This is a genomic window from Streptomyces subrutilus, from assembly GCF_008704535.1.
Classification (GTDB): domain Bacteria; phylum Actinomycetota; class Actinomycetes; order Streptomycetales; family Streptomycetaceae; genus Streptomyces; species Streptomyces subrutilus.
Genome location: NZ_CP023701.1, coordinates 7,293,262 through 7,307,753, shown reverse-complemented (window position 1 = coordinate 7,307,753; position 14,492 = coordinate 7,293,262). Strand labels below are relative to the sequence as shown.

Below are 14,492 nucleotides of genomic sequence, written 5' to 3'. Positions count from 1 at the left end.
GGACCGGCGGCCCGTCGACGCGGGCCGGGGCGGACGCGTCGGCGCCGTTCAGTCGAGGCAGAACTCGTTGCCCTCGACGTCCCGCATCACGAGGCACGACTCGTTGTCGTCGTCGGCGAGCAGCAGGCGCACGCGCGCCCCGCCGAGCGCGACCAGGCGCGCGCATTCGGCCTCCAGCACGGCGACGCGCTCCTCGCCCACCAGCCCGGTGCCGACCCGCACGTCGAGGTGCAGCCGGTTCTTGACGGCCTTGCCCTCGGGAACGCGCTGGAAGAACAGGCGCGGACCCGCACCCGTGGGGTCCGTGCACGCCGACCACGCTCCCCGGTCCGCGGGCGGCAGCGAACCGCGGAACTCCTCCCACGTGGCGAACCCGGCCGGAGGCGGCGGTAGGACGTACCCCAGCACCTCGCACCAGAAATGGGCGACGCGCTCGGGGTCCGCGCAGTCGAAGGTGACTTGGAACTGCCTGATCGTTGCCATCGGCCCACCCTAGTGACGCGCGGCGCCCACCGGGACCCCCGGTGCCCCGTCGCCGCACCGGTCGGGGACGCGCCGCCGTTCGTCCGCGGTTGATCGTCCCGCGGCGGGGTAGCGGAGCGCCATGGCCTCCGAGAACGCTTCCACCCCTGCCACCGGTTACCTCCGGCCCGAGATCGACGTCTCGACGCTGACCGAGGTGCTCGACGGCGAGTACGCGGGCATCCGCGACCTCGTCCGCACCAATCTGGCGAAGCACGCCTCCGTCCTCGAAGAGGCCGACGAACTCGGCATCGACGCGTTCCGCGAGCGCGTGCGCGAGGTCGTCGTGGACATGGCCTCGACCGGCCAGACCGGCATGGGGTTCCCCGCCGCGTACGGCGGGGGCGGGGACGTCGGGGCCTCGATCGCCGCGTTCGAGACGCTCGCCTTCGGCGATCTGTCGGTCCTGGTGAAGGTCGGCGTGCAGTTCGGACTCTTCGGCGGTGCCGTGCTGCAGCTCGGCACCGGACGCCACCACGAGGCCTACCTCGCGGACATCGTCGGCGGAAGGCTCATGGGCTGCTTCGCGATGACCGAGACCGGCCACGGCTCCAACGTCCAGGCGCTCGGCACCGTCGCGGCGTACGACGTCGCGAGCCGGGAGTTCGTCATCACCACCCCCGACGACCAGGCGCGCAAGGACTACATCGGCAATGCGGCGCGCCATGCCGAACTGGCCGTGGTCTTCGCCCAGTTGGAGGTGGGCGGCCGGTCCCGGGGCGTGCACGCCTTCGTCGTCCCGCTACGGATCGACGGCGCGACGGCGCCCGGTGTCCGCATCGAGGACGACGGCCGCAAGATGGGGCTCAACGGCGTGGACAACGGCCGCATCTGGTTCGACGGCGTGCGCGTGCCCCGCGAGGCCCTGCTCAACCGGTTCGCCGACGTCAGCGCCGAGGGCGTCTACGAGAGCGCGATCGACAACCCGAACCGACGCTTCTTCACCATGCTCGGCACCCTGGTGCAGGGACGGGTGAGCATCGCCGGCGCCGGTGTCGGGGTCGCCAAGGTCGCCTTGGCGATCGCCACCAAGTACGCCGTGCGGCGAAGGCAGTTCGAGGCGGCCGCGGACACCGGGGAACAGGTCCTCCTCGACTACGGCCTGCACCAGCGGCGCCTGCTGCCGCTCATCGCCCGGACGTACGCCCTGCACCTCGCACAGGACGGCGTGCGCACCCAGCTGCACGAGGTCTTCTCCGGCATCGACGACGACGCGCAGGCGCGGCGCCGGCTGGAATCGCGGGCCGCGGGCCTCAAGGCGCTCGCCACCTGGCACGCCACCCGGGTCGTGCAGGAGTGCCGCGAGGCGTGCGGCGGCGCGGGCTACCTGGCCGTCAACCGGTTCGCCGCCCTCAAGGGCGACAGCGACGTCTTCACCACCTTCGAGGGCGACAACCACGTCCTGCTGCAACTCGTGGCGAAGGGGCTGCTCACCGATCACGCGAGCGAGTTCGAGGACCTCGACCAGCTCGGCATGGTCCGCTACGTCACCGGCCTCGCGGTCGAGACGGTCATCGAGCGGACCTCGGCCCACAAACTGCTCGAACGGGTCCGCGACCTGCTGCCCGGCGGCGACGAATGGGACCGCGAGGCCGGCCTGCTCGACTCCGAGTACCAGCTCGCCATGGTCCGTTTCCGCGAGGAGCACATGCTCGCCGGTCTGGCGCGCCGGATCAAACGCGGGATCGACCAGAAGCGCGACCCGGGCGCCGTCTTCTCGCAGGTTCAGGACCATGTGATCGCGCTCGCGCGCGCGCACGTCGAGCGGCTGGTGACGGAGTCCTTCGTGGACAAGGTGCGCGCGCTGCCCGAAGGCGGCGAGAAGGAGGCGCTCGGCCTGCTCTGCGACCTGTTCGCCCTCTCGACGATCGAGGCGGACCGGGCCTGGTTCATGGAGCACGGGCGGCTGACCGTGCAGCGGTCCAAGGCGATCAGCCGCGAGGTGAACGACCTCTGCCGCAAGGTGCGCCCCCTCGCGGTCGACCTCGTCGACGCGTGGGGCATCCCGTCGGCCGTGCTGCGGGCGCCGGACCTCGTGGGCTGACCCGGGGCGACGCCGGAGGCCGCCGCGAGGAGTGCGGGACGGCGACAGAAGAAAGGGCGGTGAGAGCACTCTCCCCGCCACTGTCAACATATAGCGCACAGGGGGGCTTGCCACAAGGCCGGGGGGACGGCGCAGAATCGTCGGTCTACGCCACTACCTGCGGAAATGGGGCCACGACGTGTCTGGGCTGTTGTCGTCGGAGCAGTACGTACGTGATCTGCGACAGGTCGACGAGACGCACGTCGCGCTCGTCGGCGGCAAGGGCGCCCACCTCGGCGCCCTGTCACGGATCGAGGGCGTCCGCGTGCCGGTCGGCTTCTGCGTGACGACGGAGGCCTTCGGGCGGGTCATGGCGCAAGCGCCGTCGATCGGTGAGCGGATCGACGCGCTGGCGGGCCTGGACCCGGAGGACCGCGGGGGCCGGCAGGCGATCCGCACGCTCAGCGCGGAGATCCGCCGCACCATCGAAGGGATCTCCGTCCCGGACGAGCCGGCGGCGGCGATCACCGGCGCGCTGACGCGGTTCGGCGGAGGAGCCGCGTACGCCGTCCGGTCCAGCGCGACGGCCGAGGACCTTCCGACGGCCTCCTTCGCCGGCCAGCAGGACACGTATCTGAACGTCGTGGGGCCGGCGGCGGTCCTGCGGCACGTCAGCCGGTGCTGGGCCTCGCTGTTCACCGAACGGGCCGTGATCTACCGCCGGCGCAACGGCATCGACCACCGTGCGGTGCGGATGGCCGTGGTCGTGCAGCGGATGGTCTTCCCGCACGCCTCCGGCATCCTGTTCACGGCCGACCCCGTCACCGGCAACCGGAAGGTCGCCACCGTGGACGCGGGCTTCGGCCTCGGCGAGGCACTGGTCTCCGGCCTGGTGGATCCGGACGTCTTCACGGTGCGGGACGACGAGGTCGTCGGCCGGGTGATCGCCGCGAAACGGCGGGCCCTGCACGCCCTGCCGGAGGGCGGGACCCGGGAGGTGGCGGTCGATCCGCGGCTGCGGGAGCAGCCGGCGCTGACGGATGCGCAGGCCGTACGGCTCGTGCGGCTCGGCCGGCGGATCGAAGCGCGTTTCGGCCGCCCGCAGGACATCGAATGGTGCCTGGTCGACGACGGCTTCCAGATCGTGCAGAGCCGGCCGATCACGACGCTGTTCCCCGTCCCCGAGACCGACGACGGGGAGAACCACGTCTACGTCTCCGTCGGCCACCAGCAGATGATGACCGACCCGATGCGGCCCCTGGGCCTCTCGATGTGGCAGCTGACCGCCATGGCGCCGATGCTCACGGCCGGTGGCAGGCTCTTCGTCGACGTCACCGGGCGCCTGGCCTCGACCGCGGGCCGCGCCGCCCTGCTGGACGTCATGGGGAAGGGCGATCCGCTGGTCAGGGATGCGCTGGAGACCGTGCTCGACCGTGGGGACTTCGTCCCGACCCTTCCGGACACGGGCCCCGGCGGGCCGCCGGCCGGTGGCGCCCCCGCCCCGATCGCGACCGATCCGGCGCTCGTCGCCGAGCTGATCGAGCGCAGCCGGGTGTCCGTCGCCGCCGTGGAGCGCGACATCCGGACGAAGAGCGGACCGGCGCTGTTCGACTTCCTGCTGGAGGCCTTCGAGGAGCACAAGCGGGTCCTCGCCGATCCGCTGAGCATGCAGGTGATCATGGCGGGGATGGAAGCCACGTGGTGGCTCAACGACACGCTGCGGGAGTGGCTGGGCGAGAAGAACGCGGCCGACACGCTCACGCTCTCCGCCCCCGGCAACATCACGTCGGAGATGGGGCTGGCGCTGCTGGACGTCGCGGACGTGATCCGCCCCCGGCCGGAGGTGGTCGCGTTCCTCCAGGGCGTCGAGGACGACGGCTTCCTGGACGAGCTGGCGAAGCTCGCGGGCGGGAGCGAAGCGCGCGACGCCATCGAGGCCTACTTGGACCGGTACGGGATGCGGTGCGTCGGCGAGATCGACATCACCAGGCCGCGCTGGCGCGAGCGCCCCGCCACGCTCGTGCCCCTGATCCTCGACAACGTCCGCAACTTCGGGCCGGGCGCCGCGGCGCGGCGCTTCGAGGAGGGCCGGCAGAAGGCTCGGCAGAAGGAACAGGACGTGCTGTCCCGCTTGCGGGGGCTGCCGGACGGGGACCGCAAGGCCGAGGAGACCCAGCGGATGATCGACCGGGTGCGCACCTTCATCGGGTACCGGGAGTACCCGAAGTACGGCATCATCAGCCGCTATTTCGTCTACAAGCGGGCGCTGACGAAGGAGGCCGAGCGCCTGGTGCGGGCGGGTGTGCTCGCCGAGGCGGAGGACGTCTTCTACCTCACGTTCCAGGAGCTCCGCGAGGCCGTGCGCGCGAACCGGGTGGACGACCGGCTGGTCCGGCAGCGCAGGGAGGCGTTCCGGTGGTACCACGCGCTCACGCCGCCCCGGGTGCTCACCTCGGACGGGGAGGCCCTCAGCGGCGCCTGGCGGCGCGAGGACGTGCCGGCCGGCGCCCTGGTCGGCCTCGCCGTCTCCGCCGGGACCGTCGAGGGGAGGGCCCGCGTCGTCCTCGACATCGCGGACGCCGATCTCGAAGCGGGCGACATCCTGGTCACGGCCTTCACGGACCCCAGCTGGTCGCCGCTGTTCGTGGCCGTCGCGGGCCTGGTGACGGAGGTCGGCGGGCTGATGACCCACGGCGCGGTGATCGCCCGGGAGTACGGCCTGCCGGCCGTCGTGGGCGTGGAGCGGGCCACCGGGCGGATCCGGGACGGCCAGCGGATCCGCGTCCACGGAAGCGACGGCTACGTCGAGATCCTGCCCTGACCCGGCCGACCGCCGCTCGGAGCCACCCGGCACGGCCGGGCGACCGAGGGCTGGGAACGGATCGCCGACCGGGTCCACGCGCTGCGGACCGACCCGGCTGCACGCCGCCTCCGACGGGCTCGTCGCCACCCTCGTCCGCATGGTCACGGCGACCGGAGCGGCCGATCCCGGCGCGTGAGGTGGTCCGGCGCCGTCGGCGCCGGACCCCGACCCGCACAGCGCAACCGCCCCGGGACGCAAGTCAGTTGCCGACGTCCTGGTTGAAGCGGTTCGAACAGTCCTGCCGGTCCTGCTCCGTCCGCGCGTTGTTCACGCAGGACCGCAGGTCCTTGCCCTCGTCCGAGTTCAGGATGGAGACGCCGACCGCGACGAGGATCCCGGCGATGACCACGGTGACGGAGCCCAGGACCAGACCGCTGATGGCCATGCCGCGGCCACCGGCGCCACCGCGGGCGCGGCGCAGGGCGGCTATGCCCAGTCCGATGGCCACCAAGGCCAACGGAATGCCCACGAACCACAGCCACAGCAGCAGCAAGGACGCGACGCCGGTGACGAGCGCGGCCACGGCGAGGCCGTTGCGGCGGCCGGGACGCGCGGGAGCGGGGGCGGTGTGGGTGCCGGAGCCCTCCGGGGAGCGGTACGGGTCAGACATGTGCGGGTCCCTTCATCGAGCGGCCAGGGGACAACTCCGTTGCACGGGAGCGTCGTTCGGCGCTTCTGCCACGGCTCCACCTGTACAAACCCGCCGCGGGCGCGAACCTCGCACGGGCGCGGTCCGCCGCCGGGGAGCGCACAGGGGCGCGGCCGGCCCGATCCCCGCGCCGTCGACGCCGGGGCAACTCACCTTGGTGACGGACCTGTCAAGCCGGGGGCGCGTGGACCTCCAGGTCGGGCGTTCCGCGACCGCGTTCACCTGCGGGTTCGATGCCGGGAGATGCGGTGGGGGAAGGTGCGGCGCAGAATCGGGGTGATGGGGGCAGAGCGGCGGCGCGGCCGTGTCCGCCGCACCTCGGCGACAGAAGGAAGGTAACCCCATGTCCCTCCGATCAGCCCGAATGCGGCGCAGGTGCACCTTCGCCTGCGCGTCCTCACTGCTGGTGCTCGCGGGATCCGTCGGCGGCGCCGCGGCGACGACGGCGACCTCCCCGTCGGGTGTGGGCGCGCGTGCCGTGCTCCCCGCGCAGGTCGACCCCGGCCAGATCGTCAGCCTGGTCAACCAGGCCCGCACGGAGGCCGGTTGTCAGCCCCTCGCGGTGGACCCGGCCGTCACCAAGGCGGCGCAGGAGTACGCGAACGACACGACCACCAACCACGTGGGATCGGACGGCTCCACCGTGCCCGACCGGCTGAAGAAGGCCGGGGCCACCTTCAGCGCCTCCGCGGAGAACATCGCCTGGGGCTCGGGTGACGCGAAGACGCACGTGGACGGCTGGCTCAAGAGTTCCGGCCATGCGGGCAACATCAAGAACTGCGGCTTCTCGAAGACGGGCGTCGCGGTGGCAGGGGACAGGATCGTCCAGGTCTTCACCAACTGACCGGCGCCCGTGGGGGCCGCGCCCGTGGGGGCCGGCCCCGAGTACGGGGTACCCGGCGTCAGGAGTCTGCTGACGCCGGGTGCCCCGTTCGCACGGTGCGAGACGCAAGGCGCACGGTAGGAGCTAGTCGGCGGCCACGCGGCAGGCGGTCACCGCGGTCCCGTTGGTCACCCCGCTGTCGACGAGGCCGGTCAGGCAGCGCGCGTGGTCGCCGGTCAGGCCGACGTAGCACGCCATCCGGACGCTGTCCGGGGCCTCGCCGCCCTTCACCTCCCGCTCGACCTGGTTGATGCAGGCCGTGACGTCCGCGTGGGCGGCGGGGGCCGCGAAGGCCGCCCCTCCGAGCGCGAGGGTCAGGCCGGTGAGGACACTTGCGATACGTCTCGATGTGCGCATGGGGATGCCCACCTGCTCTCCGGGATCGCCGCGCGGCCCGGCCCGGTATCTGGACGTGCCGAAAACCGTGCGGAACGGCACCGAGCGCACGGGGCCGCCGTACGGCCACGGGGCCCGGCCCCCGTACCGGACCCGCTCGGCAGGGTCTCCCTCCCTCCTTCGACGCTAGAGCAGCCCCGTACCCCCCGCACCCGGTGCGCTGGTGCGCCCGCGCAGCACGGGCAGTCGCCACACGTCAACCGGGCGCCCGGCGACTCACTCTCACGTGGGCCGAACACGGTTGACGACCTGGGCTTTTCGGCCGTTCGTGGGGATGAAGGCGGGACGCGGTGTGGTCTGTGCGCCGGAAGGCATCTGGGCGCGGATGCGGGGTCGGGCGCGGCCGCCGTCACTTTCCGTAGCCGCTCCCCGCAAACCCGCCGCCCCGGATTGGCCAAGTCCGGTGCCCGTGCGCTGTCCGTCCTTCCCGTTCTGCGTTGTGCTTTCGGCGGATCCAGCGCCACCGCGGCCCGCAGTCGCCGTCCGGTCGGCGGGGATCCCGCTCAGCCGCGCCGAACGAAGGGGACACCAGTGACCACCCCATCTCCTGCCCCGCTCAGGGTCGCCCTGGCCAACGGAAGTTTCGAAGAGCCCGTCGTCACCGCCTACGAGGTCCTGCCGGACGCGTCCCAGACGCAGGCGGCCAAGCGGGTCCCGGGCTGGCGCACCACCGCCACCGACCACATGATCGAGCTGTGGCGCTCCGGCTTCAACGGCGTCCCGGCCGCACACGGCTCCCAGTTCGCCGAGCTGAACGCCAATCAGGTCGCCACGCTCTACCAGGACGTGCCGACGACGCCCGGCTCCAAGCTGTACTGGCGGCTGGACCACCGGGGCAGGGCCGGCCAGGACACCATGGCCCTGGACATCGGTGCACCGGGCGCCGTGGTCGAGCAGCGGCGCTTCACGGACGGCAACACCGCATGGGGCGCCTACACGGGCACCTACACCGTCCCGGCGGGCCAGACGGTGACCCGCTTCGCCTTCCGTTCCGTCTCGGCCGCCGGAGGAAGCCAGGCGGTGGGCAACTTCCTGGACGGCATCTTCTTCGGCACCGCCCCCCTCGTCGTGCTCACCAAGACGGCCGCCCCCACGGGACCGCTGGAGGTGGGGGACGTCATCACCTACCGCATCCGGGCCGCCAACGAGGGCGGGGGCGCGGCCGAAGCCCTGACCCTGACCGATGCGATCCCGGCGGGCACGACCTACCTGCCCGGGTCGCTGCGCATCATCGACGGCCCCCAGACCGGGCCGAAGACGGACCGGCCCGGCGACGACCAGGCGTACTTCGACGCCCAGGGCGACACGGTGGTCTTCCACCTGGGCGACGGCGCTTCCGCCGACCGGGGAGGCAGCCTGGCCAACACCGCGGACCTCCCGGGCGGGACCACGGTCGAGTACCGGGTCACCATCGATCGGGCCGCCGGGGGCCGGAGGATCACCAACCGCGCCACCGCGACCTACGAGAACCGGCTCGGGCCGACCCCCGAGGCGCTGACCGCCACGTCCGACGAGACGGCCACGGAGGTGCGTCCGGCCGCCGACCTGGCCGTGGTGAAGGCGGCGGACGCGACGACGGTCACGGTCGGCCAGACCGTCACCTACCGGATCACCGTGCACAACTCCGGTCCGAACCGGGCGACCGGGGTCACCGTCGGCGACCCGCTCCCCGACGGCCTGGCCTTCCTGTCCGCGGTGGCCTCCCCCGGCGCCTACGATCCGGCGACCGGACGGTGGACCGTCGGCGACCTGGCCGACGGGGCCGACGCCACCCTCGTCCTGCGGGCCAAGGCGACCGCGCCCGGCCGGATCACCAACACCGCGACCGCCACCGGCGCCGAGAAGGACCCCGACCCCGCGAACAACGCGGACGCGGTCACCGTGTGCGTCGAACGCGCCCCCGCCTGCTGCGACCCGTGCTCCACGGAGGACGCCTCCGTCGGATGACGGCCCGTCCCCGACCACGACCGGCGCACGCGGTCGTGCGCACCGCGCGGTCGTGCGCACCGCGACACCGCGGCCGGGGCCCCGGGCCAGTTCCGGCCGCGGGCCGTGCGTCGCGGCCCGCGGTCAGGCGTCCGGCCGGGTCACTTGGCCTCCAGATCCTTCCTGATCAGGCTCATCGCGGCGGCCAGTCGGCTGAGCCCGGTCTGTACCTCGCGGATGCCCGCCCCGGCCCGCGCCTCGTCCTTCGTGCCGGTTCCGGCGACGCACTCTTTGCCCCCGTCCTCGAAGGCGGTCAGGGCTTCCGTCCAGAACCCGCGGGCGTTCTCGCTCGGGATGGTGTCGAGCTTCTTGGCCTTCGCCACCGCCGTGAGCAGCTCCTGGCAGGCGGGGCCCCAGATGTCCGCCGGGCGGCCGGACACCTCGCTCACGCGGCCCGAGGTGTCCGAGAGCGCCTTCATACTGGTCGAGCCGCCCGAGGACCACCAGTCCTCCAGTTCCTCGGCCGGGGTCGAAGCGCACCCGGCGAGCAGCACCGCTGCGGCGACGGCAGCGGTGGGGACGGCGAGTGAGCGGACCGGAGAACGCATGGAACCCCCCTGTGTTCGGTCGTGCCGATGCTGTCAGGAACACGCGGCTACCGACAGGGCGATGCCGGAACCCGAACCCCCCGCACCCGCGGAGGTGCGCGGCGGACGACGTGTGCAGACGCGTGCAGCGGACCAGGTGCGGCACGACGAACCCCCGGCCCGTTCGGCCGGGGGTTCGTGGCGTGGCGCGCACCTCGTGCGTCAGCCGCGGGTGGTCTTGCGCCAGCCGAAGGGCCCGGGCAGGTCCACCGAGGTGGTGCGGCGGCCGGTGCTGCTGTGGGTGTGGCGGGGGCCGTGCTTGCCGCCGCCGGTGGTGATCGACCACGACTTGCGGTTGATGTTGAGCCGGACGCCGGGCAGGATCCTGAAGCTCTTGCGGAATGTCAGCGGCATGACGTCTCACTTCCTCGGTGCGCGTAGGGACGGACGACCCGACTGCGCCTGTGTGCGGGCCAGTTGACGTACGTGTATCCGGCTCGGCCCGTTCCATGCGCGCACGGTCGACGCGGGCTGCGCGGCACGGCGGCCGAACGCCTCGGGCCGGGAGGAGGAGCCCGACGGCGGTGGCGGCCGGGGAGCGCCGCAGGGGCGGTGGGGACACGGGCGCACGGGTGCACGGGAAGCCTCCGGGGCGGGATCGGGGCCTGATGCGGGGCCGTACGAGGCAGCCTGGGCCTCGTACGGCGCAGTGCCGGCGCACCGGAGAGGCCCCGGACCACCGGGATGGCTAGCGTCGGTGCCACGACCCGTCAGTTCGCACAGCGTATGGAGGCGTCATGTCCCGATGGAGCCGCCGGCTGGTGAGCGCGTGCGCGGGTGCGGTCGCCGTCTGCCTGCTCGCCGGATGCGGTCTCGGCGCACCGCCCGGGGGTTCGAGCGGTCCCGGCAGCGCCGCCGGGACCGAGGTCGCCGTCGGCGCCTACCTGCACTACGGCTCGCCCGGCGTCACGAGGATGGAGGAGCTCTCGCGCTGGCTCGGGGGCACCGAGCTGCGGGCCGGGCACACCTATCTGCCCGGTGACACCTGGGCCAACATCGAGGGAGCACCCGATTCGCTGCGCAGTTGGGCGCGGTGGCGCAGGGCGAAGGCCGACCGGCTGTTCGTCCTGAACGTGCCCATGCAGGAGCGCAACGAGGCGGGCCTCGCCGACGGCCCGGTCGCCGAGCTGATCCGCTCCGGCGCGCGCGGTGGGCACGACCACCACTACCGAAGGCTGGCCGGCCGCCTGGTCGCGCTCGGGCTGCCGGACACGGTGATCGTCCTCGGCTGGGAGATGAACGGCTTCAACTACTCCCACCGCTGCCGGCCGGACCCCGCGAACTGGAAGCGGTACTGGCGGCGCATCGTGGCCGCCATGCGCTCCGTGGAGGGCCAGCGGTTCCGGTTCGACTTCGCCCCCAACCGCGGCCGTGACGCGGTCGCCTGGCCCGCGTGCTATCCCGGCGACGACGTGGTCGACCTCATCGGCATGGACACCTACGACCAGCCACCCGGCCGTGACTTCGACGAACAGGTCACCCAGCCCTACGGTCTCCAGCAGCAGGTCGACTTCGCGAAGGCGCACGGCAAGCGGATCTCGTACCCCGAATGGGGGCTGTTCCGCAACGGCGACAACCCGGAGTACATGCGCCGGATGCTGGCCTGGATCTCGGCCCACGCGCCGCTCTACCACAGCATCACCGACTACTGCCCGCACGGCGTGTGGCAGTGCGGCCGCAACCCGCGCTCCGCGCAGGTGTTCCGGGAGCACTTCGCCGACCGGGCCGACCCCGATCGCGACTCCTGACCGTGCCTCCGCGCGCACCCGCGGGCCCCGGCCGCCGGGCCGCGGTCGGCCGGGCCCCGTGGTCGGAGCGGGTCGGGACGCGGCTGCCGGATGCGGCTGTCGGATGCGGCCGGCGTCCCGACCCGGCGGTGGGGCGTCAGGCCGCGGGTACCCGGTCGAGGTAGTAGAGCCACCGCCCCTCCGACTGCTCCTCCCCGCGGTTCGCGGTGGCGCGGTCGACGGTGACGCTCTGCCAGCAGGCGGCGACCGCCTCCGGGAACGCCAGGGCCGCTTCCTCGTCGGTGGCCGCGAGCTCGACCAGGACGCGGTTCGGGCGTTCCGCCCCCTCGCCGCACGGCCGCCCGGATCCGGTGGCGGCCGGGGCGCCCGCGTCGGACGGCGGGCGGGCCGGCAGGCCGATGGCCGGTTCCGCCGGGTGCGCGGTGCGGTGCCCGGTCGTCTTCACGTTGAGGATGATCTGGATGCATTCGGCGAAGTACGGCCCCGGCAGCGGGATCTCGTACTCCGGGTACCGGAGGTAGCCGTCGGTGACGGCCTCGGCGATGTAGCTCATGACGGCGATGGCGGCCTCGGTGCGACGCGATCTGCCGCCGGCCGCGAGGCGGTCGAGGATGCGCAGGCAGGTGCCGATGCCCGAGCGGTCGGCGTCGGCCTGGTCGTGCCAGAAGGCGGCCGCGTGGCGGTCGCCCCCGGCCCGGTGGTGCAGGGCGAGGCAGTAGGAGGCCGCGGCGACTCCGGCCCCGGCCGCGTACTGCCACCAGAAGCGCGCGCCGTCCTCGGCGTCGGCGAGGTGGAGCAGGCAGCCCAGGATCCAGGCTCCGTGGGGGGCGGGGAGCTGCTCGGTGATGAAGTCGGTGATCTGTTCGGGAGTGGACCGGGCGACGACCACGTCGCACAGGGAGCGCAGGTGCGACGCCGCGGTGTGGTCGGCCGTCCCGTGGCCCCGGGTCGCCCCCGGCAGGGCGTCCTGCCACGTGGGGGCGGGCCGGGCGGTGTCGTCGTAGGCGACGACGTCCGGCGGGATCTGCGGGTTCTTGAGCAGGAGGGAACGGGCGAGGAAGGTGTCGATCGTGGTCACGGGGTGATCACTCCCGGGTCGTCATGGCGGGGGTGGAGGTGCTCCAGTGCCCCTCGGGCGTGGTGGTCGAGGGTGCGGACGCGGGCCGGGGGCAGGCCGACGACCTCGGGGAGGGCGGCGGTGCCCAGGCCGCACAGGTAGCGCAGCACGACGATGTCCAACTGGTCCAGGGGCAGTTGACCGAGCAGGTCGAAGAAGCCGGCGAGTGCGCTGATCTCCGCGAAGCGGGCCTCGGGATCCTCGATGAGGCTCTGGGCGACGGTGTGGAACGCCGCCGGGCGCAGGTCCGGGCGGCCGTCGCGGTGGCGGTGCGCGCGCCGCAGGACGCGGTCGCGCAGCAGGAGCCAGGCGTGGCGGCGTACGTCGGGGCTGCGGAGGGCGGCGTCCCAGCCGAACCACAGGAGGTCGAAGGTCTCCGCGACGATCCAGCCGGCGCGCTCGCTCTGCAGCAGGGCGCCCGCGTAGTCGGTGTAGGGCTCGCGCATGGTCGCGGTGAGGACCTCGTAGGCGAGCGGGGGCTGTTCGGGTTTCAGGAACGGGACCTCGCCTATGTGCTTCGCGATCCACGTCTGGTTCTTGTCCGCTTCGCGGGCGCCGGCGGTCCACAACCGGCGCAGCGGCCACGCGGGCAGGCCGAGCACGTGGACGACGCTGTAGGTGATCTCCCAGCCCGGGTAGTTCTCAGCTCCGCGCAGGAGGGTGGAGAGGCGGGTCTTGGAGAAGCCGGTGAGGCTGGCCAGCTGATCGAGGGTGTAGCCGGCCGCGCTGACCCCGCCGCGCAGCGGTCCCAGCCAGGCCTGGTGGCAGGGGCCGGCCTGCTCCGAGACGGGGTCGGCCTTGCGGCCGCGCCGGGCGGGCTCCCCTCCCCCGGGCCGGACGGGGACCGGTGGCGGCAGGACGGCCTGCTCCGGCTCGGCGCCGGGAAGGCCCGGCGGGTCGTCCTCGGGCTGCGGCACATCCAGCGGCGTCATCGCAGCGGCCCCTCGGTCCCGGCCGGCTTCGGCGCACCCTCGGCGCCCGGGGGCCGCCGCGTCCGCGGACCGCCGGTGGCGGCGGCTACCTGCTGCACGAGCAGTCCGAGCGAGGGCAGCAGCGCGGCCGCCGCCGTGAGCTGTCCCAGCACGGTCATCACCGTGCTCCACGCGAGGACCACCGCCAGTAAGGCGACGATCCATCCCTGCATTCTGGGCATCGCACCAGTTCCCTGAACTCGCAGTGTCTGGAAGGCCCTTGCACGGCGGTGCTGAAGCGCCACGAAAGGGTGAGCGACAGCATGGTGCGTCTCCCCCGGCCGACCAAAAGCGATCATGGGTTTGCGGAACAATGCGTTCCTGCGCGACGGCCGCATCCCGCGCCCCATACGCCAGACACGCCGCACCGGCGGCCGATTCGGCGAACAACGAGCCGTACGGGCGACAAAGGCCTTCACCGGCTTCGTGCCGCCGCCGCCACCCCGCACCATGGGCCCGGCGCCCACCACTGGCGTCGCAACCTTCCCGTCTGGAAGGCCGCACCGTCCCCTCGTGCTGAAGAACCACCGGAGGGTACGTGCCGCTCCCGCCCGGCCGTCCGTACCGGGCGGGAGCCCCTCCGCCCGGCGGCGGACCCGCCCCGCGGCGGGCAGGGCCTAGGATGCCCGGGTTCGACCGGCGGCAATTCGGGGGCAGGGCATGAGCGGGTACGGCGGCGGCGGTTACGGCGATCCGGCGGGCGGGGCGGGCAACCCTCCCTCGCGGCGCCCCTACGCGCCCCCGGTG

The 14,492-nt window shown here is 73.2% G+C and carries 13 protein-coding genes; 5 read left to right on the top strand and 8 right to left on the bottom strand.

The features are described from left to right. Positions 1 to 48: 48 nt before the first annotated feature. Positions 49 to 483 carry a VOC family protein gene (locus CP968_RS32625; protein ID WP_150521398.1) on the bottom strand — a complete coding sequence of 145 codons (435 nt, stop codon included), beginning with the start codon at positions 481 to 483 and terminating at the stop codon, positions 49 to 51. Between the two features lie 121 nt (positions 484 to 604). Here CP968_RS32625 and CP968_RS32620 point away from each other — a divergent pair, with 121 nt between their 5' ends. Both CP968_RS32620 and rph read left to right on the top strand, forming a co-directional pair. Then, positions 605 to 2,566 carry an acyl-CoA dehydrogenase family protein gene (locus tag CP968_RS32620; protein WP_150521397.1) on the top strand — a complete coding sequence of 654 codons (1,962 nt, stop codon included), beginning with the start codon at positions 605 to 607 and terminating at the stop codon, positions 2,564 to 2,566. 178 nt (positions 2,567 to 2,744) lie between these two features. Then, on the top strand, positions 2,745 to 5,366 hold the full coding sequence (gene rph, locus CP968_RS32615; RefSeq protein WP_229886455.1) for a rifamycin-inactivating phosphotransferase: 2,622 nt from the start codon (positions 2,745 to 2,747) through the stop codon (positions 5,364 to 5,366). A gap of 241 nt (positions 5,367 to 5,607) precedes the next feature. Here the strand turns inward: rph and CP968_RS32610 are convergent, their stop codons facing one another. Continuing rightward, positions 5,608 to 6,018: a DUF4190 domain-containing protein gene (locus tag CP968_RS32610; protein WP_150521396.1), complete on the bottom strand. Its 411-nt coding sequence runs from the start codon at positions 6,016 to 6,018 to the stop codon at positions 5,608 to 5,610. A gap of 382 nt (positions 6,019 to 6,400) precedes the next feature. Here CP968_RS32610 and CP968_RS32605 point away from each other — a divergent pair, with 382 nt between their 5' ends. Further along, positions 6,401 to 6,901, top strand: coding sequence for a CAP domain-containing protein (locus CP968_RS32605; RefSeq protein ID WP_150521395.1), 501 nt, complete (start codon positions 6,401 to 6,403; stop codon positions 6,899 to 6,901). Between the two features lie 123 nt (positions 6,902 to 7,024). On the opposite strand, the gene CP968_RS32600 is transcribed toward CP968_RS32605, so the two are convergent. Continuing rightward, positions 7,025 to 7,297, bottom strand: a complete 273-nt coding sequence (locus CP968_RS32600) for a hypothetical protein (protein WP_150521394.1) — start codon at positions 7,295 to 7,297, stop codon at positions 7,025 to 7,027. 570 nt (positions 7,298 to 7,867) lie between these two features. Here CP968_RS32600 and CP968_RS32595 point away from each other — a divergent pair. Next, a complete protein-coding gene (locus tag CP968_RS32595; protein WP_167536899.1) occupies positions 7,868 to 9,283 on the top strand; it encodes a DUF7507 domain-containing protein in 1,416 nt (471 codons plus the stop codon). A gap of 140 nt (positions 9,284 to 9,423) precedes the next feature. Here CP968_RS32595 and CP968_RS32590 read toward each other — a convergent pair whose 3' ends face one another. Both CP968_RS32590 and CP968_RS32585 read right to left on the bottom strand, forming a co-directional pair. Next, on the bottom strand, positions 9,424 to 9,870 hold the full coding sequence (locus CP968_RS32590) for a hypothetical protein (protein WP_150521393.1): 447 nt from the start codon (positions 9,868 to 9,870) through the stop codon (positions 9,424 to 9,426). A 201-nt stretch (positions 9,871 to 10,071) separates the two neighbouring features. Continuing rightward, positions 10,072 to 10,263 carry a DUF4236 domain-containing protein gene (locus tag CP968_RS32585; protein ID WP_150521392.1) on the bottom strand — a complete coding sequence of 64 codons (192 nt, stop codon included), beginning with the start codon at positions 10,261 to 10,263 and terminating at the stop codon, positions 10,072 to 10,074. A 383-nt stretch (positions 10,264 to 10,646) separates the two neighbouring features. On the opposite strand from CP968_RS32585, the gene CP968_RS32580 reads away from it, so the two are divergent. Further along, on the top strand, positions 10,647 to 11,657 hold the full coding sequence (locus CP968_RS32580; RefSeq protein WP_150521391.1) for a glycoside hydrolase family 26 protein: 1,011 nt from the start codon (positions 10,647 to 10,649) through the stop codon (positions 11,655 to 11,657). Positions 11,658 to 11,793: 136 nt separating this feature from the next. Here the strand turns inward: CP968_RS32580 and CP968_RS32575 are convergent, their stop codons facing one another. From CP968_RS32575 to CP968_RS32565, 3 genes are read right to left on the bottom strand one after another with little or no spacing between them, the layout of a single operon-like run. Beyond that, the gene (locus CP968_RS32575; RefSeq protein WP_150521390.1) at positions 11,794 to 12,735 is read right to left on the bottom strand and encodes a DUF6207 family protein; all 942 of its coding nucleotides are present in this window, start codon (positions 12,733 to 12,735) and stop codon (positions 11,794 to 11,796) included. Then, entirely contained in the window at positions 12,732 to 13,706 is a 975-nt protein-coding gene (locus CP968_RS32570; protein ID WP_229886453.1) for an XRE family transcriptional regulator, read from the bottom strand. The genes CP968_RS32575 and CP968_RS32570 overlap by 4 nt, the downstream gene beginning before the upstream one ends. Further along, a complete protein-coding gene (locus tag CP968_RS32565) occupies positions 13,703 to 13,927 on the bottom strand; it encodes a hypothetical protein (RefSeq protein WP_150521389.1) in 225 nt (74 codons plus the stop codon). The genes CP968_RS32570 and CP968_RS32565 overlap by 4 nt, the downstream gene beginning before the upstream one ends. Positions 13,928 to 14,492 lie beyond the last annotated feature (565 nt).